This is a genomic window from Oceanobacillus timonensis, from assembly GCF_900166635.1.
GTDB classification, from domain to species: Bacteria; Bacillota; Bacilli; order Bacillales; family Amphibacillaceae; genus Oceanobacillus; species Oceanobacillus timonensis.
Map to the genome: position 1 here is coordinate 3,870,904 of NZ_LT800497.1, position 25,847 is coordinate 3,896,750.

The following is a 25,847-nucleotide window of genomic DNA, read 5'->3' on the forward strand; positions in this document are numbered from 1 at the left end:
GTTTTTTCTTTTCTCAATTAATATAACGATAGTTCATCAGCTGATTCAGCATATCAATTTCATCTTGCAGTTTAGCTCCAATATTGGTTTCTCTAACCTTTTTCCGTTCCAGTTCTTTGTCCACAACCCGCCGAACAGATAAGACATCTGCTCCATTTAAAACAACATCCTCTTTAGAATTAAAATGCTGGTGGGCAACGAGCTGCATACCAAATGAATTATATAATAAGGTATAACCGGCAATTCCGGTAGTAGATTGATATGCTTTTGAAAATCCGCCGTCAATAACAATCATTTTCCCATTCGCTTTGATCGGATTCTCCCCGTCAATTTCTTTTACCGGCGTATGACCGTTAATAATGTGCCCCTGTTCGGGATCCAAATCAAATTCTTCCAGCACTTTATGGCACATATCTACATTTTCACGTAAATAATAATATGGGTTTTTTTCCTCTTTATGGGACGTCTTGTCAGAAATAAAGTAACGTTCAAACGTCGTCATCGCCCGTTTTCCAAAGAGAGAGGAATATTCTCCTGTCCATAAATACCAAACCATATCTGTTGCCAAATCATCCGTTGTCTCTTTATCTGCAAAAGCATCACGCAAATAGGATTCAAATTTATCCAGCAGTTCTCTTCCTTTGTACGCTCGATCTTCAATCCACATCGGTTCCATATCGCCGTTTTTATCGACTGGCATACAGCCATGAATCAACAGATTACCATTATATTTGAGATACAGATTTCCTTTTTTCATTAAGAAATTCATATGTCTTTTCAACTTCTCTGATTGTTGTACAGAGAGCAACAACTTGTCGATAACTTCTTCCTCTTCTGGCAACAGCTTGGCCGGATCAGCAGGGTCAATAGTAGAAAAACAAGTATTTTCCAACGTGTATGTTTTTCCATAAACCGTAATTTCCTGTTTCTCGTAATCGGTTTTCTCCAATACTAGTCTTTCTTCCATATTGAAGAAAGGCCGGCGTTTAATAATTGGACTTTCCAATTTGAATTGAATCATGGCGATTGCCTGATGAATCTTAGTAATCTGCATTTTTTCCTGATCAGAGTTTTCCTGATCCGGATTCTTCTTCGGACGGAAAGCAGAATTATCATCATAATATTTCTCTGCTAAAGTAAGTAACGGGCGCAGATTAATACCATACGCATCTTCTATGATATCCAAATTATCGTAACGCGCACAAATTCGGATAATGTTCGCCAGACACACTTTGGAGCCGGCGTACGCGCCAATCCACAGCACATCATGGTTCCCCCATTGTATATCAACGGAATGATGATTAATCAAGGTATCCATAATTTTATCCGGCTCTGGCCCACGGTCGTAGATATCCCCAACCACATGCAAGTGGTCGACTACCAGACGCTGGGTAGTATACGACAAACCGATAATCAGTTTTTCAGCCTGACCAAGCGAGATAATCTTTTCAATAATTTTATCATAATAAGGCCGCTTATTCGTATATTCATCTGTTTTATACAACAGCTCTTCAATAATAAACACAAAATGCTCCGGCAACGCCTTACGAAGCTTAGAACGCGTATATTTAGAGGAAGCATAGGCTATCAGATGAATCATATGCTGAATTTTCTCTGCATACCAATCATCTAAGTCCTGCTTTGAATTGAATTGATGTCTAATCAGTTTCAGCTTTTCTTCCGGATAATAGACAAGTGCCGCGAAATCATTAATATCTTCCTCTGACAATGTATCTTTAAAAATATCATTTATCTTCTCTCTTACCTTCCCGGAGCCATTTCGTAAAACATGCTGGAAAGCTTGGTACTCCCCATGCAAATCACTTACAAAATGCTCTGTTCCTTTAGGCAGATCCAGAATTGATTCTAAATTGATAAGTTCTGTTACTACTTTTTCTTCACTATCAAATTTTTCCGCTAATAAATCAAGGTATTTTGTGTCCACCTTTACATTCCCCCTTCGGAATATGCCGTATTATTTTTAAAATAGTATAGCACATTTGGTTGGGAGTTGCAGTTATAACAAGTTACAGCAATAATTTCTTCCTAAAAAAAGATAGCTCTAAATTGCTTGGGAGAAATATTCACGTTTTTCTTAAAGGTAGTTATAAAATGAGAAGTACTGTTAAACCCACATTCAACTGCAATTTCTTCAATTGATAGATTGGTATGATGTAACAATTTTTTAGCATGATTCACCCGATAATTAATCAAATATTGAATCGGTGAGCTATCCATCAGTTTTTTAAACATTCTTGAAAAATAATATGGGCTTAAATATACATGATTCGCAATATCATCCAGCTTAATATCTTTTTGAAATACATCTTCTATAAAGGCAATTGCTTGTTTTATTTTATTTTCCATCAGCTGATTAGATAGATTAGAATATTGATTCAGTTCATATAAAATTTGCTGAATATAAATCGAAGCGAGATGTTCCTCCATATTATCTTGTTCCATCATTTTAATAATTCTCTCCATATAACTTATCAAAATGTGATCGTCATACAATTCATAGACGCATCCATTTTTAGAATATAACAAATCAAAGTATTCCTTACTTGAGTTTCCAGAAAAATGAAACCAATCAAATCTTGTATTGTTAGTATTGGCTTTATACATGTGAGGATATTGACAGTCTAAAAAAATAAAAGAATTTTCAGGAACAATAAACGAACGACCTTTATATTGAAGGTAAAATTGACCTTCTTTAATATAAATAAATAAAAAGCTTGCTAATTCTTCCCGTTTAACTTGATATTTTTTTGTAGAATAATATTTACCTGAATTAATCACATAATATAGAGCTTTTTTGGCAAAATCATTTGTCATAGCAAAATATTGTCTAGATGGCTTTAAAACACCTTCATCTTTTATATTCATAAGCTCCCTCCCGCATATCAATTTCATTAATAAATAAAGCGCTTTAAGATATATTTTAAAATATGTCATTAGAATAATCCAAGAAACAGACGAAAGCAAGATTCTTAAATTTTATAGCAATATTAACTAATGACTTGTCCTAAAAACTATAATAGAATTCTAAATGCAATAAAGTTTACAAAAACTTAACCAAAATTTTATAGGAGGTAATTTAAATGAATGTGAAAATTGGACTTATAGGTGCTGGATGGATGGGAAAAACTCATACTAACTCATTTGTAAACGCTTTAATGATTTTCGGACCTGAATATGGTAAACCAATATTCGAAGTCGTATCTGATGTAAATGAGGAAGCAGCTCAGGTAGCTTGCGATCAGCTCGGTTTTTCAAGATATACTACAGATTGGAAAGATATTGTTACAGATGAAAACGTTGACATAGTCGATATCGCAACTCCAAACGCTTTTCACTATGATATTGCTAAAGCTGCTTTAGAAAATGGAAAACATACTTATTGTGAAAAGCCTTTAACGTTAACTGCCGATCAATCTCTTGAGTTAGCTGAACTTGCAAATAAAAAAGGTGTAGTTAATTACGTTGGCTATAATAATGTAATGAATCCTGCGAGTGCTTATATAAAAGACCTTGTCGAATCAGGAAAACTTGGCAAGATTGTTAAATTTACCGGAACTTATGATCAAGATTCTTTACTAGATGAATCTCTTCCAATTTCATGGAGACATATTAATAAATTTTCCGGTTCAGGTGCAATCGGGGATTTAGGCTCACATTTACTTAGTGTTTCACAAATTATATTAGGTAACATCGAAAGTGTAAATGCTTTATCAAAAACAGTTATTAAAGAACGCCCAACTAAAGCAGGTTCTGATAAATTACAAAAAGTAGAAAACGATGATGTTATTTCACTTCTAGCAATCTATGAGAATGGTGCTATTGGAACGATTTCTTCAAGTAGAATCGCTTCTGGTCGCAAGAATCATTTAGCTTATGAAATACAGGGCACAAAAGGATCTGTGCACTATACACTAGAAAGAATGAATGAAGTAAACGTCTATTTCACTTCAGATAATGAAGCAGATCGGGGATTCCGTACTATATTTTTAGGTCCTACACATAAAGGATATAGCGCTTTTTATCCTGCTGCAGGAATTTCCATGGGGTTCAACGATATGAAAATATTGGAGACACATGAATTATTATCTGCAGTTACAAAAAACACTGAATATACATGTGATTTTGCATTTGGAGCAACTATTGATAAAACAGTAAGCGCTATTCTAAAATCTGCAAAGCAGCAAAATTGGGTTCAACTATAAGGAGGAATGATGTATGAATATTAAATTAGGTTCTGCACCAGATTCATGGGGCGTATGGTTTACAGAAAATGAAAAACAAATACCGTGGGAACGTTGTTTAGATGAGATGTCTGAGGCTGGGTACAGCGGTCTGGAGCTCGGTCCTTGGGGTTATCTTCCAAATGAATATAATAAACTAAAACAGGAATTAGACAGGCGGAACCTAAAATTAGTAGCAACAACATTGGTTGGGGATTTAACATCTAAATCAAGAACAGATGATTTAATCCAGCAATTGGATAATATGAGCGAGTTGCAATTAAAATTTCCAACAGCAAAGTATGTTGTTTTAATTGATGATTGTTATACGGATTTATTTACGGGAGAGTTGGTCCGTTTACCTAAATTAAATGATAAAGAATGGAAACAATTCGTTAATAATGTAGATAAAATCAAAGACTATGCAAAGAAGAAATATGATTTAGAAGTTGTCTTTCATCCGCATGCACAAAGTCATATTGAAACTGAGGAACAGATTGAAAAGTTACTTCAAGATAGTGATGTGAACCTTTGTCTGGACACAGGGCATCATGCCTATATGGACGGTGATTCTGTTGAATTTATGCGAAAATACCACGAACGTATTCCATACCTTCATATTAAGAACTGTGATTTAGAAGTAAGAGAAAAGATGCAGAAGGAAAACTGGTCTTTTGCGAAAGCAGTCAGTAAAGATATTATGTGTGAACCGGAAAAAGGGGTTGTTGACTTTGAAGCATTTATCGATGTTTTAAAGGATATTGATTTTGAGGGATGGGCAGTTGTCGAGCAGGACATGTACCCTGCTCCATTTAATAAACCTTATCCTATTGCGAAAAGAACTTTTCACTATGTAGATGATTTGATAAAAAAGAAAGCGCTGACTAAATAAAGTTAAAACTATCCTTGAGAAAGATATCATGAGGACTCAAGATAACATTTACTTCATGATGTCTTTTTTTCAAATTTAATCGTTTAGTTATTGTGGCGTTTTAACATGGGAGGAAATAAAATGAGCCAACCAAAGAATAATCGATATATTCTATCAGTTGTACCGATTATAGCCTTAGCAGGGTTGTTATTTGGATATGATACAGCTGTTATTTCTGGGGCAGAGCAGTCTATTCAACGGTATATGATTGAACCACTTGGTTTAGGATCCTTTACACATGGTTTTACAGTATCAAGCTCTTTAATAGGTTGTATTATTGGCGGATTTATATCTGGATTCTTGGCAAATAAGATTGGCAGAAAAAAAACGTTAATCTTGGCCGCTATCCTCTTTTCTATATCTGCCTTTACTAGTGCCTATCCAGAAATTCTGTTCTTTACAAGAGATGAATCGTCACCTGGGCTATTATTAATGTTTAACCTCTACCGTATTATTGGTGGTATCGGAGTTGGTATTGGATCAGCAATTGCTCCTGTATATATCAGCGAATTAACACCAAAGCAAAGTCGTGGTAAATATGTTTCCTTGTACACATTATCTATAGGTATTGGAGCCCTTATTATTTATATCGTAAATATGAATATCACTTCTGGTCAATCACTTACTTGGATTGATGATATTGGTTGGAGATATATGCTTTTATCCGAATTAGTTCCTGCCTTGCTATTTTTCTTTTTATTGTTATTCGTACCAGAAACACCAAGATATTTAGCATTAAAACAGGATTATGATAAAGCAGCTATGGTACTTGCCAAAGTGAACGGATCAAATGAAAAAGCAAAAGCTATATTAGTAGATATTAAGGAATCATTTCGATTAGAAGGAACTAAAAAGACCAATATCTTTACTTACGGCAAGTTAGTACTATTTGTCGGCATTATGGTTGCAATCTTCCAGCAATTAATTGGAATCAATGTTATTCTTTACTATGCTCCTCGTATCTTTGAAGAGTTAGGAGCTGGACAGTCTGCTTCCATGTTTCAAACGGTAATTGTTGGTATTGTTAATGTGGTTTTCCAAGCGCTGGCTATTTTACTAATCGACAGTATTGGTAGAAAACCAATGCTAATAGGCGGATCTATCCTTTGTGCCTTTAACTTATTTATGGTTGCAATTTTAGCATACTTTGAAATTTTTGGTATTTCCACCTTAATTTTTGTACTTTTATTTGCTGCCAGCTTTCAGTTAACATGGGGTGTTGCCACATGGGTAGTAGTGTCAGAAATCTTTCCAAACCGTATTCGTGGACAGGCTGTATCAATAGCAACAGCATTACACTGGGTTGCAAACTTGACTGTTTCTTCCACCTTTCCCGCAATTCAAGATATTTTAGGTGGTATGGCATTTTCTATCTATGCAGTATTAAGCTTGCTTGCTGCAGTATTCATTTGGAAATTTGTACCAGAAACAAAAGGAAAAACGTTAGAAGAGTTAGAAAATATTTGGATTGATAATAAAAGTTCAAAGAAAAAAGTAATAATGTAAATCCGTGTAGCAACTTCTAACAAAAATAGCTGTCGTCCAATGCACAAGCATTTTGCGACAGCTATTTTTGTTTTATACAGTTATACAGTTGCCTGTTCTTCTAATTCAGCAAGTTTAACGGTTCGTTGTTCCAAATGCGACATTTCAGCAGCTTTTGCCAGTAGTTCTGCTTTCTGTCCATCATCTCCACTGCAAACAAGTGATTTATTTTGAAGAATCGATGCTGCAAAGGATTCAATTTCTTTCTCATATGCTTCATGATAACGATCAAGAAAGAAATTCTTTAATGGATCGATTGACGTTCCCACTTCATTAGCGATACGTACATTTGTGATCTCTTCATTATCCGCAGATACCAGTCCCTTATTTCCAAAAACTTCAATTCGCTGGTCATAGCCATAAACAGCTTGCCTGCTATTATCAATAACCCCGATAGCTCCATTTTCAAAGGTTAAAAGAATAATCGCTGTATCGACATCATCACATTTTCCAATTTCAGGATCAATTAAGTTATCTGCTTTTACAGTTACGTCAACAACTTCGCTATTACTTAAATACCTAGCCATATCGAAGTCATGAATCGTCATGTCCATAAACATCCCTCCTGAGCGTTTAACATATTCAATCGCCGGAGCTTGCGGATCTCTGGATGTGATTTTTATAATTTGTGGAGTACCGATGTTTCCTTCCATTACAGCATGGTGTACTTTTGAGAAATGCTTATCAAAGCGACGATTAAAACCAATTTGTAAATTCACATTATTTTTCTTAACAGCCTCTAACGCGCTTCTTGTCTCTTCTTCATTAAAACTAATCGGCTTTTCACAGAAAACATGCTTTTTAGCTCTGGCCGCCTGAACAATATAATCAGCATGTGTATCTGTACTTGAACAAATGAAAACGGCATCAATTTCTGGGTCTTGGAAAATATCATCTGTATTTTTAGTAATTAGTACCCCGCTATCTTCTAGTTGACTTCCTTTTAAGTGGTCGATATAAACATCAGATATCGCCTTTAATTGATAAAGATCCGATTTCAACATATTCCCAATATGCAGCTGACCAATACGGCCGGCTCCAATAACAGCAACGGTTAATTTATCCATAATAAAACATTCTCCTTTTTATATAATGATTATTTTGTTATATCAACTGGCTGCTTTTCCTGCATCGAAGTAAGGCAAGCTTCCAGTACACGCATGTTTCGTATTGTATTTTCCGCCGTATTGACAGGTTCTTTGCCTTCGAGGATACAAGCGGATAGATGCTCTATCCCAATGTCATAAAAATAACCTTCCAGTATTTCTTCTCTGTGATGCCCGTCTTCCCGATCAATGATTATTTTACCAATTCCATCCTCATGCGGCACATACGCCTTTGAAACCGTTACTTTCCCATTGGTTCCGACTACTTCATAGGTTTGACGTCCAGCCATATTCATACTGCAATTAAAAGAAGTAAGCAACCCGCTTTCCATCTCCATTGTGACAGCAGCAGCCTGGTCCACATCATACGAATCATATAACTGTTCCATACCAAAAACACGAACAGGTTCCTCCCCGAGAATCATACGAATCGCATGGATTTGATAGCAGCCTAGATCATATAAACTGCCGCCGCCCAAACTGCGATCGGCACGAATATTTCCCTCCAAGCTATGTAAAACAAAGGAAAGACCCGTATTCATATGTTTTACTTCACCAATCTCTCCAGATTGAATTAATTCTTTTACTCTATTGTGCTGCGGATGAAATTGATACATAAAGGATTCCATAAAGATAACATTATTTTCTTGGCAAACTTGTATCATTTCAACCGCTTCTTGATAGGTCAGGGACGCTGGCTTTTCACAGAGTACATGTTTTTTATGCTTGGCAGCCTCTTGTACCCATTTCGCATGTAATCCATTTGGCAAAGGAATATACACAGCATCAATTTCGGAATCATTTAACAGATCCATATAAGATGAATAAGCTTTGGGAACATGAAACTGTTCCTTTACTTTCGCTTCTTTTCCACTTTCGCTGGCAACAGCAGCTACCTCAGCGTTGGGCGCTTTTAAAATAGCAGGTATTACTTGCTTTACTGCTATTTCAGCACCACTCAGGACTCCCCATTTAACCGTATTCATATTTGTCCATCTCCTTCTTCATTGATTTCATTTTTTCTATATTAACGTTAGATTAACAGAATGAAAAGGGTTACAAAATGGTGTTCTGTAAGCCACTTTTTCATATTTGTTGACTATTTCCTAAACAGACAGCTGACAATCAAATAGGAACCTATTTTCTGAAAATAAAACGATATTTGAAATAATCATGTTAAACCGTTTCATTTAGATCATCCATGGCACACTTGTATGAGATACTGTAGAATAGGAATAAATAACGCTAAAATAAAGCAATGAAGTGATGATGGAACTTAATAAAAGAATAAAGAAATTGTTTACATGATATAAGTAATTATTCCAGTTAGTACATGATATAGCAATATTTTTTAAGGGGGCGCTTATTTATGATGAAAGCACAACGAGTAAATGCGATATTGGAATACGTAAAAGAAAAAGAATCTGTATCGCTTGATGAACTAGTTGAGCGATTTAATGTATCCAAAAATACAATTCGCCGCGATATTCAAGAACTAGTTGATAATGATAAAATGGTAAAGGTCTACGGCGGAGTATCTATTTCTCAGCCTTTAACCGTTCCTTATCAAGATAGGAAAGTCAAGCAATTCCATGAAAAACAGAAGCTTGCAAAATTAGCAGCGGAATATATTGAGGATGGAGATATTATTTTTATTGATTCAGGAACCACTACAGTAGAGCTGCTAGACTTTATCAAGTATAAAAATGTTACCATCGTCACCAATAATCTGGATTTTACGTTAGATGCCAGTGCTTATCCGAATTTAAATATTTATTCAACTGGTGGTGTTTTCGAACGTTCTACCAGATCTTATGTCGGCACAGAGAGCGCAGAAGTTATTCAAAAATATAACTTTAATAAAGCTTTTATGGCTTCAACAGGTATCTCACTGGATAAAGGGATAACCAATTCCTCTCCATTGGAAACACAAGTAAAAGCAAAAGTGATTAGAAAAAGTGAACAAGTGTTTATTCTCGTCGATCATACAAAATTCGATAAGTATGCATTGACAACCTACTGTGATTTTGATGACATTGATTATTTGATAACGGATCAAGAACCTCCGCAAGCGTATATCACACATAGTAAACAGAACCAATATGAAGTGGTTTTTCCAAAGTAATTTTAAAAGAATGCGCATCAAATGATTTTATGCAGAAGATTTGCATTTTTAGGGTAAACTCTTTAATATAAGGTAAAGCTTCGCACTGTGAAAAAGTGCACAAACATCAAGAAGTTTCTTTTTTATATTTTCAATTGCATGAAGCAGTGTAACAAATATAACAAAAAAAGAGGTGTAAGGATGGAAAAAGTGATTGTAGTATGTGAAGCAGGAATAACAACAAGTTTATTAGTAAAAAAATTAAATGATCTAGCCCAAGAAAAAGAACAAGATATCGATATTCAATCGAAAAGTCTGGAAGAAGGATTGGATTACATTAAAGAACATGATATAGATGTTGTATTATTGGGACCACAAATTCACCGCAGTGCTGAGAAATATGAAGCATCAACGAATGCAAAAGTCGCTAAAATTTCGGTAAAAGATTATAACGCCATGAATGTTTACAGTATTTTTGAACAAATAAGCGAGGCGTAAATAATGGCAATCGATGTAGAAGTATTTATGCCTTTGATTACAGAAGCTTCTCAAGCCAAAACGTTAGCCTATCAGGCATTAGGTCTTGCAAAAGCACAAGATGTGCACGGTTATGAAGCAGGAATAGCTGATGCTAAAAAGCACTTGATAACTGCTCATAAAAAACAGACAGAGCTTTTGCAATTAAACAGTCGTGAACAGCAAACAGATATTAATATTTATGTCATCCATGCGATGGATCATGTGACAAACGCTCAAATGATTTGTGATATGGCGCAAGAGTTAGCGGAACTTCATTTGAAAAATAAATAGTAGAAAAAATCTCCTGTAATCGGTGTATACCTATTGCAGGATTTTTTATAAAAAGACTTATAGCAAATCGAACAATACTAATATTAATCACTCAATTTTCACACGCTGGAATAAACATGTACCCCTTGATATAGTTAGATAGACTAGCCACTCGTTGCTGTACTTGATTTTTGATTAATTTTAAGACTACTTTATCGGTAAATTGAATCGTATTATCTGAAAATTTGATTAACTACTACAAAGTATCAACCTAATCAAGTTCATCTATTTCTTAAAATAATCCATCCAACGTTCAATTACCCATGTGACAACGATTTTGACCAAAAAAGCACGGTATATTTTGTGAATATAATCGTGATAGGCTGATAAAGGTATCATAAAAATGGTTTTGAACTCTATTTGTAGACTTAAAAGTGATTTAATTGTCTTTAAAAAGACTTCAATATCCAGCCCTTCTCATAGATATAAATAATTTCTTCATTGCTAAGCATGAAATTTGAAAACGGGTTTTAGGTTTAATTCTTTATTTCCACTTTTGAATCGCATAGCGGGTGGTTTATATTTTGCTAAATAAAGGCTCAATTATCTAAAGTCATAATAAAAAAGCAACGGATTTTTTCCGCTGCTTTTTGTTACAGAAATATTATTTTGTATATTCCAATAATTTCAATTTTACGAATCATGGCTTTATCACATTCATTCTTCTCCTCGGTGACTTCGCGAATTTGAGCATTCCATCCTCTCTTCGTTTTCTGTAAAATTAATGATTGTTTTTTTATATAGTTCTATCCATCATGTTCACAGAACCAATGCCCTGAAATTTTTGGTGAAAATTAAAACTCATTTTATATTTTGAAAACGTTGATTCTCAACTGGACGTTTACTCCATATTTCTTCTATCTCCTCCAATTTTTTACCTTTTGTTTCAGGCAAAAATTTCCATATAAAGAAGACAGACAATACACATAATCCGCCGTAAATTGTGAAAGAAGCCGGGCCGAATGCATCGTTTAACATAGGAAACATGGATGATGCAGCTAAATTTGCTATCCAATGCAATACTGACGCAAGCGCAACTGCTTTTCCTCGAATTTTATTAGGAAAGACCTCTGAGACAACAATCCATGTGACTACCCCCCATGTTAACTGGAAACAAGCGACGTATAATAAGATGCTAACCAAGGTAATAATTCCAAAAACATTCATAGAACCAAGTATTGCAACCAAAAATAAACTAATGGCGCAACCAATTGATCCAACCATAAGTAATGGTTTTCTACCTAGGCTATCAACAAATTTCAGTGCAAGTGTCATGAAAATTACGTTGACAATCCCAACGATTACTGTCTGGAACATAGAAGCAATCTGTCCTACTCCCATACTTTCAAAAATACGAGGAGCATAGTACATGATTACATTAATTCCTATTAGTGGCTGAAAAATATGAACAGCGACACCGACAAATATAACTAATCCCCCGTATGAAAACAGACGTGCCTTTTGTGATGTTTTATTAAATATTGTTTTTTTAATCTCTGAAATGATCTGGCTAGCCCTTTCCTTCGAATTGTGCACTCTTTCAAGAATTGAACTTGCTTTTTGAATTTCGTTGTTAAAAACGAGATACCTAGGAGTCTCAGGTACAAAGAAAAGCAAGGATAAAAATAATAAAGCAGGTATCATTTCAGAAGCAAACATATATCTCCAGCCAATATCACTTACCCAAGCAGTCGTTTGAGCAGAAGCAATCAGCAAATTTACAGTATATACAGACAGTTGACCAATTCCAATAGATATTGTATACACAGCTACATACTTCCCGCGACTTTGCTCAGGTGAAATTTCACTGATATACATAGGTGCAATCGCAGCACCAATTCCAATCCCAATCCCTCCAATAATGCGGTAAGTATTGAAAGCAATTAAAAGAGAAAATGATGCATCCCCTTTTGTAAAAAAGAACATTTCAGGATATGCACTGCCAAGTGCCGAAAAAAAGAATAAGAATCCTGCCAGAATGAGCGTTTTTTTACGTCCTAATTTATTGGCTAGTAATCCTGAAATAAGTCCGCCTATGATACAACCTATATGTGCACTAGAAACAGTGAACCCATGGGCAAATGACCCCAATCCAATACTGTTAATTAAATACTTTTGTACATGCTGCTCCGCTCCTGAAATAACAGCAGTATCATACCCAAACAACAGACCAGCTAAGCCAACGGTCATTACAATCGCAAGCAGATATCGATTATTTTCATTCGCTTGAACATATTGCATACTTTTCCCTCCTATTTAAACATATGAAGCGCTTACATTTATCGAATAAAATTTTTAATATAGTGCCATCAAGAAATATATATAAGATAAATAAGGTATGGCTCAGAATTCCTTTAAATATCCAATGCTAAGGTGTATTTTTAAGCGTAATGTGAATCTCATCATAATCCATAAATCATCCTAATTCTCGTTTGATCTATCTGTCTTTATAGTCTATGAGCAGAAGACAGAATCTGGCTTTTTTCGACATGAGGGTGGAAAACGACTTCATGGTTCACTACAAAGCACTTTAATCCTCATAATTCCTGCTTGATAAATGCTTTGGGAATCCTCCATTTCGCAATATAGTCGAAATAATAGACATATGTCTCACTCTTTGTCTCCAAAATATAATGGATTTTGTTCCTTGTATTTCATATTTTTAAGGTAGCTTTTAAACAGGTGGTATACCATTCCAATTCTAGATTTCAGTAAATAATCAGGGATTCGCACCATTAATTTCAAGCGTCTTTTGATTAAATTATGATTGAACCACCTTGTGCCAGAACCTTTCGTAACTTTGATATCTCCATATTTTGCACTGATCTATTAGAATGAAGTGCGAGATAAGCCGCAACTCCTGCGGCTTCACCAGTCTGATTCATGTTCACCATCACTCGGACCCCGGCGTAGGCATTATAATCCACATCCAGTATTCTACCTGCAACTAACACATTGGGATATTTCTCTGGAACAAGTGAACGGTATGGTATTTGATAATAAGTTGGTTCTTTTTCTAATGGACCACGCCAATGGCTGACTTCTACCGGATAACCCGGGCGTGTGTATACTTCCTCTCCATTTAAATAACGATAAGTAATGCCTGGTTTATTATCATGGTGGATATCGATACGATAGCTGCCATTCGCTATTGCGTCATCAAATTGTTTACCATATAATACATCATTTTCATTTAACTGATACTTACACTGTACATGACGAGTTTCTCGTATTCCTATATTCGAAGGGAGAGAAGCCAAAGAAATACTTTGATTTGAACAATATTTTCGAATAAGGTCCATATATGCCCTTACTTGACGTCGACCTTCTATTTCACTATTCGTTAGAGAACGCCCATCTACACAATTTGCATTATAAACCCTTGTTCCGGAAAGCATATAAAGATCCTTTGCTCCTGGTATATATTCACCCCAGTTAGAACCCTCGGGAAAACCAAATTCTTTTCCATGCTTTAAAAACAATTCATTTATATCCACCCCATCTATAGAAGACCACCCATTTATTTTGGCGTTAGTGGTGGGTGGTTGTTTATGTTCTGATTCTTTATACGGGATCTCCAGGTCGTGACACAAATCGCCATCACCTGTCGCATCTATGAACATAGAAGCGAGTATAACCCCTCTCCCAGATTTATTTTCAACGATTACGCCTTTCAGCATATCCTGCTCCATATAGGGTCCGACGTAAAATGTATGCAAAAAAGGGCCCACATTCTCTTCTTTCACCATCTCATCCAATTCAATTTTGAGTTCCTCCGTATTTAAAACAAATCCAGAGTTATAGTTCTTTTTAACAGTGCGAACTGCATTTCTTCTCTTCAAACGTTCAACTGTTTCTTGCGTGAGTCCAGCTATGATTTGTTTATCAAATGTTGTATTATACACGCTATGCCAAATATTCACCAAAGCTGAAGTGGCCACACCACCAAATGAATTTTGTTTTTCTACAATAATAACTTTTGCCCCAAGCCGAGCAGCACGTATGGCTGCAAAAACCCCCGTACAGCCTCCTCCAAGAATACATATATCTGCTTCTGCAAAAACAGGGGTTTGCTTAGCTGGTTCTGTTATTTCCTTCATTAAAACACCATTCCCATTTTTAAAAATTTTTCTTTTTATAAAATTTTATATTTTTTACAAATTTAAACTAATTCTTTTTGCTTCTTTCCTCACATCTTCTTGAATGTTAGTGCTCCAATCTGTGCGATTAAGAATATGTTATTTCTAATTTTGTATTTGGCAATTTTAGAAATATTTTACCCCTTAAGAAACTCTTACTTATGAAATCACTTAAATAGAATTACATTAATGACGTCAGTACTATCTCAGACGAACTCTCCAAATCTGTATTCATTTAATGTGCTGTCTCAGGTAAACATTTGGCTTACGGTCTCCCTTCAGCTAAAATTTATCAAGATACCAGGAGAATCTTCACCATGAAACAATCCTATTGCATTTTGGAGGACATATATTAGTCATCTCAGGATATCCTCCACTTCCTATGAAAAAAGAAGTAACCAGATTCTGATTTGTCATTCAGGGAGTCCACTGGCCCCCCTGAATGTATTGCCTTCATACCAATCTATCTAAATAGTTACGTTATTACTAGGGTTAGTAACATCTAATTTCATAGACTGCTGCAGAAGGATCTCCATTAGTTGCATGAATGGTTAGTCTTAGACGATCGGTGCTAACTGTTTGATTTAATTGATGTTTGCGTTGACGTTGATAGTTATCAGTCACTCGTAATACTTCTCTCCACTCTCCATCAACCCAAAGACTTATACTGTAGTCTTTGGCACATTGCGAATCACGATAAAACGACTCGTAGGAGTGATACTCACGCAAGATGTTACCAGGAAATGTGATTTCAATTTGTGAAATAGCTTCTATATTGTCCCATGATAATTCAATCCAAGGTGCCTCAGGGGCTTTTTCATCTGAACGCCATAAATTTGTGGAACGATATGGTCTTGTATAGCCGCTAAGCACATTTTTTGCTTCGTAACAGTTTTGCTCTGGTTCAACTTTATAACTCATAGTAATTCCATGATCATATCTTCTCATCCGTTCGCCAATATCAAAGGAACATACTTGACCAGGTTCAATTTTACCTGCCCTATGCCATTCCACATTTTCATTTTCAAATAAATCTAGTCGAATATAGCCCTCAACAGGCAAACCATTGGAAGTATTTAGCTGTACATCCCATGAAATCCATTGATTGTTTCCAGGTGGCAACTCTAACGTTGTTTCAGCTAATTGCGCAACACCGTTTAATGAATAATCCCATATATCCTCTACAGAATATACCTTCGCTTGCAATTTTTCTGTTTCATTTGAATGATTTGTCAAACATACGGATATAGTGTCAACTTTATCATTACCAGTCGCTATCCATTGACCTCTACGTTTTTTTAAACGATCAGATTCTTCACCTTGGTGTTGTGTCTTCCAAAACCTTAGTCCTTCGTGAACCCCCTGTGTATTAGGACCGACGCCAACACTAGTTGCTTCACTACTTGCCGTTACTTTTGCTTTTCTAGCTAAATCATTTTCATCCTCATTTTTTGTATTTAATAAAAAGCAACCATCCCTAAGAAGTTGTTGTTTGACTATATCAATATGGTTGTCAGCTACTTTAGGTGGATGTACACCGAGTTTAACGGATTGTGCTGCTGCAGTACCGACTCCTTGACCCATGATGGCTGTAGTACCCATCACCCTAACAGTTCCTAGCGCTGCATGTGTGGCACTTACGTTTCGACCAGCCATCATTAAATTGTTTACATCCTTTGATATCATCATGTTTAAAGGAATCCCATATGGTCCACAAAGTGTTTTTCTTTGGAACTTAGTATCTACTTTATATCCTTCCATCGCACCTGGTTCACTTGAAGGTGCTAATAATCCACCTGGAGTGTGTAAATCAACATTCCAGCCACCAAACGCAACTTCGTCTTCAAATACTTTTTTATTAAGGGGATCATGTTCTGTCATTAAATATCTCCCCATGATTCTTCGGCTCTCTCTTTTACCAGGTACCTGACCAATCCATTCCAGTGCATAATTTTTAGCTACTTCTTTTAATTCAGGATCTTTATTTTTAATCCAGTCCCAAACACCCAGCGTGTGTCTGGTTAACTCATGTCGAATATCTTCATTTTCATAAATAGTATCCCATGGTACACCAATTTCCAACCACCAATATCCAGCACGATACCGGTCATTTTCCTTATGACCAGTATGTTCTAAAGGTCTTCCTTGATTATAGAAGAAACTAGCATCTTCATAATGTTTAATCCAGTCAGGAGCTTTAAATGGGACAGGTTTTCCCATATCCACTGCCTTAAAATGGAGAGAGCTTCCTAGTACATTTTTACTCGCTTGTTCAGGTGCATGTGGTTCATTAAACTCCTCACGAGCTTCTTCTCCTAATCTCCATTCACATCCAGCTCTGTCAGCCACAATGCCGTCACCTGTGCAATCAATAAATACCTTCCCCTTAAGAGTTAGCTCGACCTCGGCATTAAGGATATGACAGACAACACTATCTATTGTACGGTCATCTTTTTTATTTACGCCTTGAACTGTTGTATTTAAAAAGAATTCTAAATTAGGTGTACTCATTGCCATATCATAAATAGTCATATCCCACACACTATTGGTCCAGCCATTTTCGTTTATCTCCTCATGGTTTCGAGCTCTTTCTTCTATTAATAGTTCAGAAATTACTCCCGTTTCTCTTGCGTAATAATGAAAGGCAGCGGAACCATGTGTTGTCACTCTAATCTCTGAAGAACTGTTCCCTCCAAAAACAGGACGATCTTGAACAATCACTGTATTTGCACCATTTCTTGCTGAAGAAATAGCAGCGCAAATACCAGCTAAACCTCCACCACATACAACTACATCAAACGTTTTAGTTTCCGATTTCAAATCAAACACCCCTCTACATAAATTAAAATTGTGTTTTTTATTATCCTTTTATTGGACAAATTGCTAACTCTTTTCTAAAGTACTTTTGAATAATAAGGAATAATACGAAAATAATAAATACTGCATTAATAGATGCGTTGATTGCTTCCATAAAATCATTTTTGGTTTTTACCACTTGAGTTTCTGACAATTAGTTGAGTATCTAACTTAACTTCCTTTTTATTAATAGTTTCAGATGATAACATATCCAGTAACATTTCTGCGGCTTGTTTCCCCATTTCTTTTCTCGGCAAATCGACCGTTGTTAAATTAATAATGTGCAGCCTTGAAATCTCTAAGTTCTCAAAACCGATAACAGATATGTCATTTGGAACGATATAGTTTTTTTTCTTTAACCAATCCAAAGCGCCAATAGCTAAAAGATCATTTGCAGCGAAAACTGCTGTAATATTCGGATTTTTTTCCAGGAGAGTTTTCATACCATATCTACCATCCAAGATTTTGGAACCAGGAATGGTAATATTTTGGTCTAAAAGGTCGATATTATAATGTTTCAAACAATCTAAATATCCTTCAAACCTATCTTCCTCTTCCCTTGATTCTTTCGTCATTCCTATAAATCCAATATTGGTATGACCTAATTTGATAAGGTATTCAACTGCGTTATATGTTGCTTGATAATGGTTTACGTCAATGGAAGATATATTAAGCTCTTGTTCATTTTCACTCAGACTTCTTAAAAAGACGATTGGTATTTTTAATTGGTTGATTGTGTTTAATAATTCCTCATTAAGGTTACTAGGTTTCATTATAATTCCATCAATTTTTCTTTCTAATAAACTTTTAAGAAAATCTTTTTCTTTTTTTACTTCCAAAAAGGTATTCCCGTAAATTAGTTGATACCCACTTTTTGATAAAATTTCTTCAACTCCCAGTGCTACTTCCGAAAAGAAAGGATCTGTAATATCAGATAGCATAAGCCCTACCATATTAGATTTCTTTTGGATTAAACTTCGTGCATTAGCGTTAGGTGTGTAGTTAAGCCTTTTCATTTCTTCTAAGACTTTTTGTCTTGTTTCCTTTTTTACGTCTGGTTTATCATTGAGTGACCTAGATACTGTTGACACGGATAATCCAAGCTCTTTTGCGATATCTTTAATTGTTTTCATTTATCCTCCTCCTTATATATTTTTCGGAAACGTTTCCGAAAAAAACTATAAGATAAAGATTATCTTTTCAATAATCTTTTATTTTTACTTGAATTATTCACAAAGCATATTTTTTAATAATTTTCAAATCAAATTTGCTGCCTTTGTTCCACTCACTAGAGGTATATTTCACTTATCATTAAGCGATTCTAGATACTATTAATACAGATAATCCAAATTCTTTTGCGGTATCGTTTATTATTTTCATTTATCCTCCTTCTCATATATCTTTCGGAAACGTTTCCGGAAAAACTATAAGATAAAGATTATTTTTTCAATAATCTCTTTTACTTGAAATATTCACAAAGCGTATTTTTTAATAATTTTCAAATCAAATTTAAAAATATAGCAGAAAACTTGCTAATAAATCGTATTTGCTGCTGTTGCCCAACTTCTCTAGAAGGTATATTTCACTTATCATTAAGTAGTCTAGATACTCTTGGCAAAGATAATCAAAGTTCTTTTTGCGATAGATTTTATTATTTTCCTTCCCTTTTCCTCCTTTCAACATCATTTTCGGAAACGTTTCCAAGAACTATAACATACTAGATTTTATTTTTCAATACTCTTTTATTCACTTAGATCTTTTTGACATAGACATATGGTGCAAGAGTTAGCGGAACTTCATTTAAAGAATAAATAATAAAATAAATAATAGAAAATACTTCCTGTAATTGGTGTAAACCTATTGCAGGATTTTTTGTATAAAAAGAAATGAACAGCGAATTTAACCATACAGAAGATATCAATCAAATTCTTTACAAAAGTTAACAATAAATTAATCATAAATTAATAAAAACTTGACTAAATATTAATTTTTATAATAGTATATAACATAGAAACAAAGATAGTGAACATATCTATAAATTTAACAAAGGAGAATTTTAAATGAAAACGCTTAAAATTGGTGTTGCAGGTTTAGGTAGACTAGGCCTGATTCATGCAGAAAATATCTATAATCTAAAAGGAGTCGAATTGACAGCGGTTTCTAATTTAGATGAGGAAGTAAATAACCAGGTAAAGGAAAAATATAAGGTACCAAATGTTTACACAAATTATGAGGAGATGTTGGAACAGACGGAATTGGATGCTGTTTGTATCGTTACACCATCCGGATTCCATACAGAGCACATTCGTTTAGCGCTGAAGAAGAACTTGCATATTTTTTGTGAAAAGCCAATTGGTTTAGAAGTAGAAGATATCAAACAAATGATAGACGAAATTGAGAAGAGTGACAACATTTTTCATTTAGGATTTATGAGAAGATTTGATGATGATTATTTATATGCGAAAGAAATGATAGATAGCGGACAAATTGGAGAGATTTCGTTGATTCGTTCCTACAGTATTGACCCAATCCAGGGGTTAGACAGCTTTGTCAACTTTGCTAGGCAGAGTCCAAGCGGTGGTTTGTTCCTTGATATGAGTGTCCATGATATTGATGTTATCAGGTGGTTGACAAAATCTGAGGTTTCAACTGTTTGGGCAACTGGAACAAATAAAGCTGCACCGGAATTGGATGAACTGAATGAACTGGAATTAGGCACAGTTACCATGAAATTGGACAATAATGTAACCGCTTTGCTAGTTGCTGGACGCACAGCTTCACATGGTTACCACGTAGAAACAGAAATTATCGGAACGAATGGAATGCTAAGAATTGCTGCATCTCCTGAAAAAAATAAAGTAGCTGTATTTAATGAACATGGGGCAGTACGCCCGTCTTCTCAACATTTTCCTGAACGATTTGCAGGAGCTTATATAAATGAATTGAAAAACTTTGTCCACTGCATTCGTGAAAATCAACAACCGGAAGTGACTGCTGTTGATGGTTTACGTGGTACCGAAGTAGCGTTAGCATGCCAAGAATCATTTGATGAAAATAAGCTAGTTGATATTCAATATTAATGATTAAAGCACACAATCTAGGGAGGAGAATACGTTGAATTTATTTAGCATTATCAGTTTTGTTATGGTACTGGTGTTAATCTATTTCTATGCTTATTATCGTACTAGAAAGATAGATAAAAAAGATTCAGAGGGGTACTTTTTAGGTGGGCGTTCCCTTATTGGAACAACAGTTGGTATGACGATTATTATGACTAACCTATCAACAGAGCAACTAGTAGGGCAAAATGGTCAAGCTTATGTAGCTGGCATGGAAGTAATGGCTTGGGAAGTAACTGCTGCCGTTGCAATCGTTATGCTAGGTTGGGTTTTTTTGCCTAAATATTTCAAGTATGGTATCAATACTATTTCTGATTTTATTGAAATAAGGTACGATACATTCACTAAAAGAATTGTATCTATTTTGTTTATATTTACTTACATTGTCAGTTTTATGCCAGTAGTTCTATACTCTGGAGCACTGATTTTTAATGATTTATTTGGAATTGAGCAATATTTAGGTGTCAGCAGAATAACAGCTGTAATTATCATCTCAACAGTTATTGGTTTAGTTGGTGTAACCTATTTGTTTGTTGGAGGACTCTCACTTATTGCTCATAGTGATTCGCTATACGGTATTGGTTTACTTCTTGGCGGATTGACAATTACAGTGTTAGGTTTGATTGCACTCGGAGAGAATAGCTTTTTCGCTGGTTTGGATAACTTTTTAACAAGTCATCCAGAAAAATTAAATGCTTGGGGGGCACTAGACTCGCAAATTGTACCGTGGCCCACATTATTTTTAGGAATGTTATTCAATAACTTGTATTTCTGGTGTACAAACCAAATGATTGTACAAAAAGCTTTAGCTGCAAAAAACTTAAAAGAAGCACAAAAAGGTGCCATGATTGTTGGGGTCTTTAAAATTTCCGGCATGTTTTTCTTAGTTATTCCAGGAGTTATCGCATACAATATGTTTGGTGATGGTATGCAAATGGACCTTGCTTACCCTGCATTAGTAGCAGAAGTATTACCTAACTGGGCTTCAGGTCTGTTTGGAGCAGTAGTATTTGGAGCAATTATGAGTTCTTTTGTCGGATCATTAAGTGCCACCGTTACTTTATTCAGCTTAGACTTTTATAAACCGGTTATCAATAAGCAAGCAACCAACCGTCAAATTGCAAAGGCAGGAAGAGTTTTAACGATTGTCATTGGTGCTATTGTTGTTCTTGTTGCACCGTTAATCTCTTTATTCCCGCAAGGATTATATGCAGTTATACAAGAGTTTAATGGATTGTATAGTATGCCGCTTTTAGCAATTATCCTAGTAGGCTTCTATTCTAAAAAGACCTCAGCTGCTGGTGCGAAAATTACATTAATCTTTCATATTATTGTGTATGCACTGTCTAAGTTAGTTATTCCAGATGTTCATTATCTATATGTTTGGAGTGTCCTGTTTCTAGTAGATTTAGCTATTCTATATTTCTATAGCCAAAGGAAACCATCTCAGGAAGATTTCCAATTCGACAAATATCAAAACAAAGTAGATATTACTCCTTGGAAACATGTTAGATGGGTTGGTATTCTAATTCTAGTGGTTGTTGTAACATCCTATGTTGTCTTTTCACCACTTGTATTGGCTAGATAAATTATAAAGAAAGCAAATCTCCCTCTTTATTGAGGGCATTTGCTTTCTTTTATATTTTGCTTATTTTTTATCTACAACTCTGATTTTTTATCAGACTTTTTCTCAACCCAAATATTCTCTAACTCTTCCAACGTCTTTCCTTTTGTCTCCGGTACAAACTTCCAGATAAAGAATACGGCAACCACGCTGAGCACTCCATAAATCGTAAAAGTCATTCCGTTAAGTTATCTTCTTTATATAGCTCATTAAAAGTCATGGACATACAGCTAGATTTAGTCGAAGAAGGATGGACTTTCGATTGGCATGAACATCCTTATTTTGAATTTATCTACTGCAAATCTGGTCATCTGCAGCAATGGATTGATGATCAATCATACGAATTAACTGGAGGCAGTTCTATCCTCGTTTGCGCATATAAAAAACATAAAACTATCGCACTGGAATCATCGGAGTATTTATGTTTTCATTTCGATATTGATATATTTGGCATTTATTCGTTATTTAACCAAGTTAAAAATCCATTAATTGAAAAAGACCAAGCCATAGATGATCATCCTTTTTTACTAATTGGTTAAACAAGTTAATCATTGATTTCCATATCAAAAGTCAAAAAAAATCGAATCATTTAAGTCAGGACGCTTATATTGAAGGGATGAATTCCGGCATTCAAATTTTGCATCTACATGCCAGAATATTGGAATGTATTAGTCTATTGGCCTCTTATTTCGAGAAGAGCGAAGGAATTCAAGTCGCCAAGTTAACTCCATCTGAAATTGATTTAGCAACAAAAGCATTAAAATATTTAGATGAACATTTCTTGAGACCGATTCGAATGGAAGAATTAGCGCAGCATATGAATTTTCACCGATCATATATCAGTACCATCTTTAAAAAAGCTTATGGTCTATCACCAACAGAATATCTCACAAAAGTGAGGGTGCGAGAGGCAAGTAAAATGTTGACCGAGTCAGAAGAAAGTATAGAGGAAATCAGTATCAAACTCAATTTTAATTCTGCGGCTCATTTTAGCAATACGTTTAAATCGATTTATAGAGTTACTCCATCTGCTTATCGGAAAAAGTATCGGTATGTGAATAGATGAATATCTCCTTAATAAAAGTAAGATTTGAATGAAGCACTAGTCCCCCTTACAAATAAATGCCATAAAACAATAATATTATTATTTTTATGGCATTTCTATTTATCATTGACTCAAACGATATCTTCCTTTAACCAGATCTATTGTTTTTTAATACCTAATTCAGCATCTATTGTATAATCTTCATGTTCAATGCTTAATACACCATCATAAACATCGAGTGTTACTAAATAATAAAGTTTCTTCAGAATTCTTCCGTATATCCATACCCTGGAATCGCAAAGTTCCAAAATCGATTAGCAACTTCTAGAACATGCCTAGTATCCAGCAAGGTATTTATAACTACTAGTTCTTTTTCAAAACGTATTTCTTTTACATGCACATGATAAATAGCTTCCTTTAATTCAGAAGTCACTGCCACTGGATTAGTCATGACCTTTTATATTCTTTACATTACCTTCACAAGAAGATTGTCTTACACCCTCCCCACCTTTCCAAATTAAGAATAATTTTCCTAAAACAATCATAAAAACTTGCAAACAACTTTATCACCTTTCCACCCCTTCTCTCATTCTTCTAAAGACTTATCCTGCTTTTAAACATTCTTGCGAAATAAAAAAAGCTAATATCAACCTGAACCGATACATCTCCCACTACAATATCTTCAGTTAAATAAAACATAATCATTTGATTAAGTAATGGTATCAAATCATTTTAAAACCGATCATACATCTCTATTCATATTGTCGAGAGTATAATTGGGTGCTTTCTTTTTGTAATAACACAGCTAGTGATAAATAAGTTATTTGTAACATTCTTATATCTTATTTTCAATATACGACAATATCAATAAAATAAACTAACTTCCAAAAACATATTAAAAATACCCAACCCCCCAAAAGAAAACACAACCAAAATCACCATTACATCACCCGAACAACAAAATACCCAAAATAATTATAAACTTTTGGTTATTTATTGTTAACTTTTTGGAGTCATTGTGTTATACTCGATTCAAGAAAAGAGGTGATCAACATCAAATCGAAGCGTATCGCCGCATTACAAGAATATATTACGCTTAAACAAAGAGCTTCTTATGATGAACTCGTTGATAAATTTGCAGTTTCTAAAAATACTATCCGTAATGATGTGCAAGAGTTGTGCAAGACTGGTGACATTATGAAAGTTCATGGTGGAGCAGCTGTTAATCAATCTACTGAAGAAAAACAGTCCAACGGAGATATCACCAAGCCTTTAACCTCCTTTACTTACAGACAAACAAAAAATCAATCTAGTAAACAAAGGATTGCGGAACAGGCTGCCAACTATATTCAAGATGGCGATATTATCTTCATCGATACGGGAACCACCGTATTAGAGCTCATTGAATATATTCAGGACAAGCAAATTACGATTGTAACCAATAATATTGACTTTATCCTGAGAACCATGCCTTATGAAAATCTCGCTGTTTATAGCCTGGGAGGCGCGCTTAATCGAAGAACGCAGTCCTTTACCACGATTCAAGCGCAGGAAATTCTAAAGAATTACAATATAAACAAAGCATTTTTAGCTGCTACTGCTATTTCTATCAAAAATGGTGTAACGAGTTCAATTCCTATAGAAGGTGAATTAAAATCTTATATAGCGGAACAAATTGAACAGAAGTTTTTGTTAGTTGATCATCAAAAATTCGATAAAGTTGCTTTAACTACGTATTGCAATCTGAACCAGCTAGATTATCTGATTACAGATCAGTCTCCTGGTCAAACGTATATCGATTATTGTAAGAATTATAATGTCAATCTTGTTATCGCAAATCAAAACGAAGGAGTGTAGAGATGCCCCTAATCAAAGTTGATTTAATCAAAGGTCGAGGACCGGAGGAAATCAAACAAATTTTGGATGTAGCGCATCAAGTTGTTTTGGAAGCGTTTCATGTTCCTGATGGTGATCGTTATCAAGTCGTGACACAGCATGAACCCTTTGAAATGATTATGAAGGATACCGGTCTCGGCTTTGAAAGAAGCGATAACGTCATCCTTTTTACCGTTATCAGCACACAGCGGACGGATAAGATGAAAAAAGACTTTTATCATCTTTTAACAGAAAGATTAGAGCAGCAATGTCAGATTGAGCCAAAGGATGTCATGATAACCTTTGTCACAAATGGCGCCGGAGAATGGAGCTTTGGGTATGGTAAAGCTCAATTTTTAAACGGAGAACTATAGTATTTTTAAACACGTTATCTATTTCTCTAAAATTTAGAG

At 35.0% G+C, this 25,847-nt stretch carries 22 protein-coding genes; 12 read left to right on the forward strand and 10 right to left on the reverse strand.

The genetic code is table 11. The features are described from left to right. Positions 1–13: 13 nt before the first annotated feature. Together B7E05_RS19115 and B7E05_RS19120 are read right to left on the reverse strand one after the other, a co-directional pair. Entirely contained in the window at positions 14–1,945 is a 1,932-nt protein-coding gene (locus B7E05_RS19115) for a fructose-1,6-bisphosphatase (RefSeq protein WP_080875699.1), read from the reverse strand. A gap of 101 nt (positions 1,946–2,046) precedes the next feature. After that, positions 2,047–2,886: an AraC family transcriptional regulator gene (locus B7E05_RS19120; RefSeq protein WP_245833174.1), complete on the reverse strand. Its 840-nt coding sequence runs from the start codon at positions 2,884–2,886 to the stop codon at positions 2,047–2,049. A gap of 215 nt (positions 2,887–3,101) precedes the next feature. On the opposite strand from B7E05_RS19120, the gene B7E05_RS19125 reads away from it, so the two are divergent. The 3 genes from B7E05_RS19125 (at position 3,102) to B7E05_RS19135 (ending at position 6,678) form a co-directional block, all read left to right on the forward strand. Beyond that, positions 3,102–4,223 carry a Gfo/Idh/MocA family protein gene (locus B7E05_RS19125; protein ID WP_080875700.1) on the forward strand — a complete coding sequence of 374 codons (1,122 nt, stop codon included), beginning with the start codon at positions 3,102–3,104 and terminating at the stop codon, positions 4,221–4,223. Positions 4,224–4,236: 13 nt separating this feature from the next. Continuing rightward, positions 4,237–5,133 carry a sugar phosphate isomerase/epimerase family protein gene (locus B7E05_RS19130; RefSeq protein WP_080875701.1) on the forward strand — a complete coding sequence of 299 codons (897 nt, stop codon included), beginning with the start codon at positions 4,237–4,239 and terminating at the stop codon, positions 5,131–5,133. Between the two features lie 120 nt (positions 5,134–5,253). Next, entirely contained in the window at positions 5,254–6,678 is a 1,425-nt protein-coding gene (locus B7E05_RS19135; protein WP_080875702.1) for a sugar porter family MFS transporter, read from the forward strand. Positions 6,679–6,758: 80 nt separating this feature from the next. Here B7E05_RS19135 and iolG read toward each other — a convergent pair whose 3' ends face one another. Together iolG and B7E05_RS19145 are read right to left on the reverse strand one after the other, a co-directional pair. Further along, on the reverse strand, positions 6,759–7,784 hold the full coding sequence (gene iolG, locus B7E05_RS19140) for an inositol 2-dehydrogenase (RefSeq protein WP_080875703.1): 1,026 nt from the start codon (positions 7,782–7,784) through the stop codon (positions 6,759–6,761). Positions 7,785–7,813: 29 nt separating this feature from the next. Further along, positions 7,814–8,809 carry a Gfo/Idh/MocA family protein gene (locus B7E05_RS19145; protein ID WP_080875704.1) on the reverse strand — a complete coding sequence of 332 codons (996 nt, stop codon included), beginning with the start codon at positions 8,807–8,809 and terminating at the stop codon, positions 7,814–7,816. Positions 8,810–9,192: 383 nt separating this feature from the next. Here B7E05_RS19145 and B7E05_RS19150 point away from each other — a divergent pair, with 383 nt between their 5' ends. The 3 genes from B7E05_RS19150 to B7E05_RS19160 all read left to right on the forward strand — a co-directional run bounded on the left by B7E05_RS19150 (position 9,193) and on the right by B7E05_RS19160 (position 10,737). Continuing rightward, positions 9,193–9,948 carry a DeoR/GlpR family DNA-binding transcription regulator gene (locus B7E05_RS19150; RefSeq protein WP_080875705.1) on the forward strand — a complete coding sequence of 252 codons (756 nt, stop codon included), beginning with the start codon at positions 9,193–9,195 and terminating at the stop codon, positions 9,946–9,948. A gap of 180 nt (positions 9,949–10,128) precedes the next feature. Beyond that, positions 10,129–10,425 carry a PTS sugar transporter subunit IIB gene (locus B7E05_RS19155; RefSeq protein ID WP_179134587.1) on the forward strand — a complete coding sequence of 99 codons (297 nt, stop codon included), beginning with the start codon at positions 10,129–10,131 and terminating at the stop codon, positions 10,423–10,425. A gap of 3 nt (positions 10,426–10,428) precedes the next feature. Beyond that, a complete protein-coding gene (locus B7E05_RS19160) occupies positions 10,429–10,737 on the forward strand; it encodes a PTS sugar transporter subunit IIA (protein WP_080875707.1) in 309 nt (102 codons plus the stop codon). A gap of 840 nt (positions 10,738–11,577) precedes the next feature. On the opposite strand, the gene B7E05_RS19165 is transcribed toward B7E05_RS19160, so the two are convergent. From B7E05_RS19165 to B7E05_RS19180, 4 genes are all read right to left on the reverse strand, one after another. After that, a complete protein-coding gene (locus B7E05_RS19165; protein ID WP_080875708.1) occupies positions 11,578–13,017 on the reverse strand; it encodes a sugar porter family MFS transporter in 1,440 nt (479 codons plus the stop codon). Positions 13,018–13,532: 515 nt separating this feature from the next. Further along, complete coding sequence (locus B7E05_RS19170; RefSeq protein WP_080875709.1) at positions 13,533–14,876, reverse strand: FAD-dependent oxidoreductase; 1,344 nt, start codon at positions 14,874–14,876, stop codon at positions 13,533–13,535. Positions 14,877–15,407: 531 nt separating this feature from the next. Next, positions 15,408–17,744: an FAD-dependent oxidoreductase gene (locus B7E05_RS19175; RefSeq protein ID WP_245833176.1), complete on the reverse strand. Its 2,337-nt coding sequence runs from the start codon at positions 17,742–17,744 to the stop codon at positions 15,408–15,410. A gap of 146 nt (positions 17,745–17,890) precedes the next feature. Then, positions 17,891–18,904, reverse strand: coding sequence for a LacI family DNA-binding transcriptional regulator (locus tag B7E05_RS19180; protein ID WP_080875711.1), 1,014 nt, complete (start codon positions 18,902–18,904; stop codon positions 17,891–17,893). A 927-nt stretch (positions 18,905–19,831) separates the two neighbouring features. Between B7E05_RS19180 and B7E05_RS19185 the strand changes: the two genes are divergently transcribed. Next, positions 19,832–20,851 (forward strand): Gfo/Idh/MocA family oxidoreductase, encoded by a 1,020-nt coding sequence (locus tag B7E05_RS19185; protein WP_080875712.1) that lies wholly within the window; start codon positions 19,832–19,834, stop codon positions 20,849–20,851. Positions 20,852–20,885: 34 nt separating this feature from the next. Further along, positions 20,886–22,478: a solute:sodium symporter family transporter gene (locus B7E05_RS19190; protein ID WP_080875713.1), complete on the forward strand. Its 1,593-nt coding sequence runs from the start codon at positions 20,886–20,888 to the stop codon at positions 22,476–22,478. A gap of 71 nt (positions 22,479–22,549) precedes the next feature. Here B7E05_RS19190 and B7E05_RS21960 read toward each other — a convergent pair whose 3' ends face one another. After that, complete coding sequence (locus B7E05_RS21960; protein WP_143833261.1) at positions 22,550–22,693, reverse strand: MFS transporter; 144 nt, start codon at positions 22,691–22,693, stop codon at positions 22,550–22,552. Between the two features lie 39 nt (positions 22,694–22,732). Here B7E05_RS21960 and B7E05_RS19195 point away from each other — a divergent pair, with 39 nt between their 5' ends. Further along, a complete protein-coding gene (locus B7E05_RS19195; RefSeq protein ID WP_080875714.1) occupies positions 22,733–23,053 on the forward strand; it encodes a cupin domain-containing protein in 321 nt (106 codons plus the stop codon). Between the two features lie 77 nt (positions 23,054–23,130). After that, complete coding sequence (locus tag B7E05_RS19200; protein ID WP_080875715.1) at positions 23,131–23,580, forward strand: helix-turn-helix transcriptional regulator; 450 nt, start codon at positions 23,131–23,133, stop codon at positions 23,578–23,580. Between the two features lie 241 nt (positions 23,581–23,821). Here the strand turns inward: B7E05_RS19200 and B7E05_RS21965 are convergent, their stop codons facing one another. Further along, complete coding sequence (locus B7E05_RS21965; RefSeq protein ID WP_143833262.1) at positions 23,822–24,010, reverse strand: hypothetical protein; 189 nt, start codon at positions 24,008–24,010, stop codon at positions 23,822–23,824. A gap of 593 nt (positions 24,011–24,603) precedes the next feature. Here B7E05_RS21965 and B7E05_RS19210 point away from each other — a divergent pair. After that, the gene (locus tag B7E05_RS19210) at positions 24,604–25,416 is read left to right on the forward strand and encodes a DeoR/GlpR family DNA-binding transcription regulator (protein ID WP_245833178.1); all 813 of its coding nucleotides are present in this window, start codon (positions 24,604–24,606) and stop codon (positions 25,414–25,416) included. A gap of 2 nt (positions 25,417–25,418) precedes the next feature. Beyond that, positions 25,419–25,808, forward strand: a complete 390-nt coding sequence (locus B7E05_RS19215; protein ID WP_080875717.1) for a tautomerase family protein — start codon at positions 25,419–25,421, stop codon at positions 25,806–25,808. Positions 25,809–25,847: the final 39 nt, after the last annotated feature.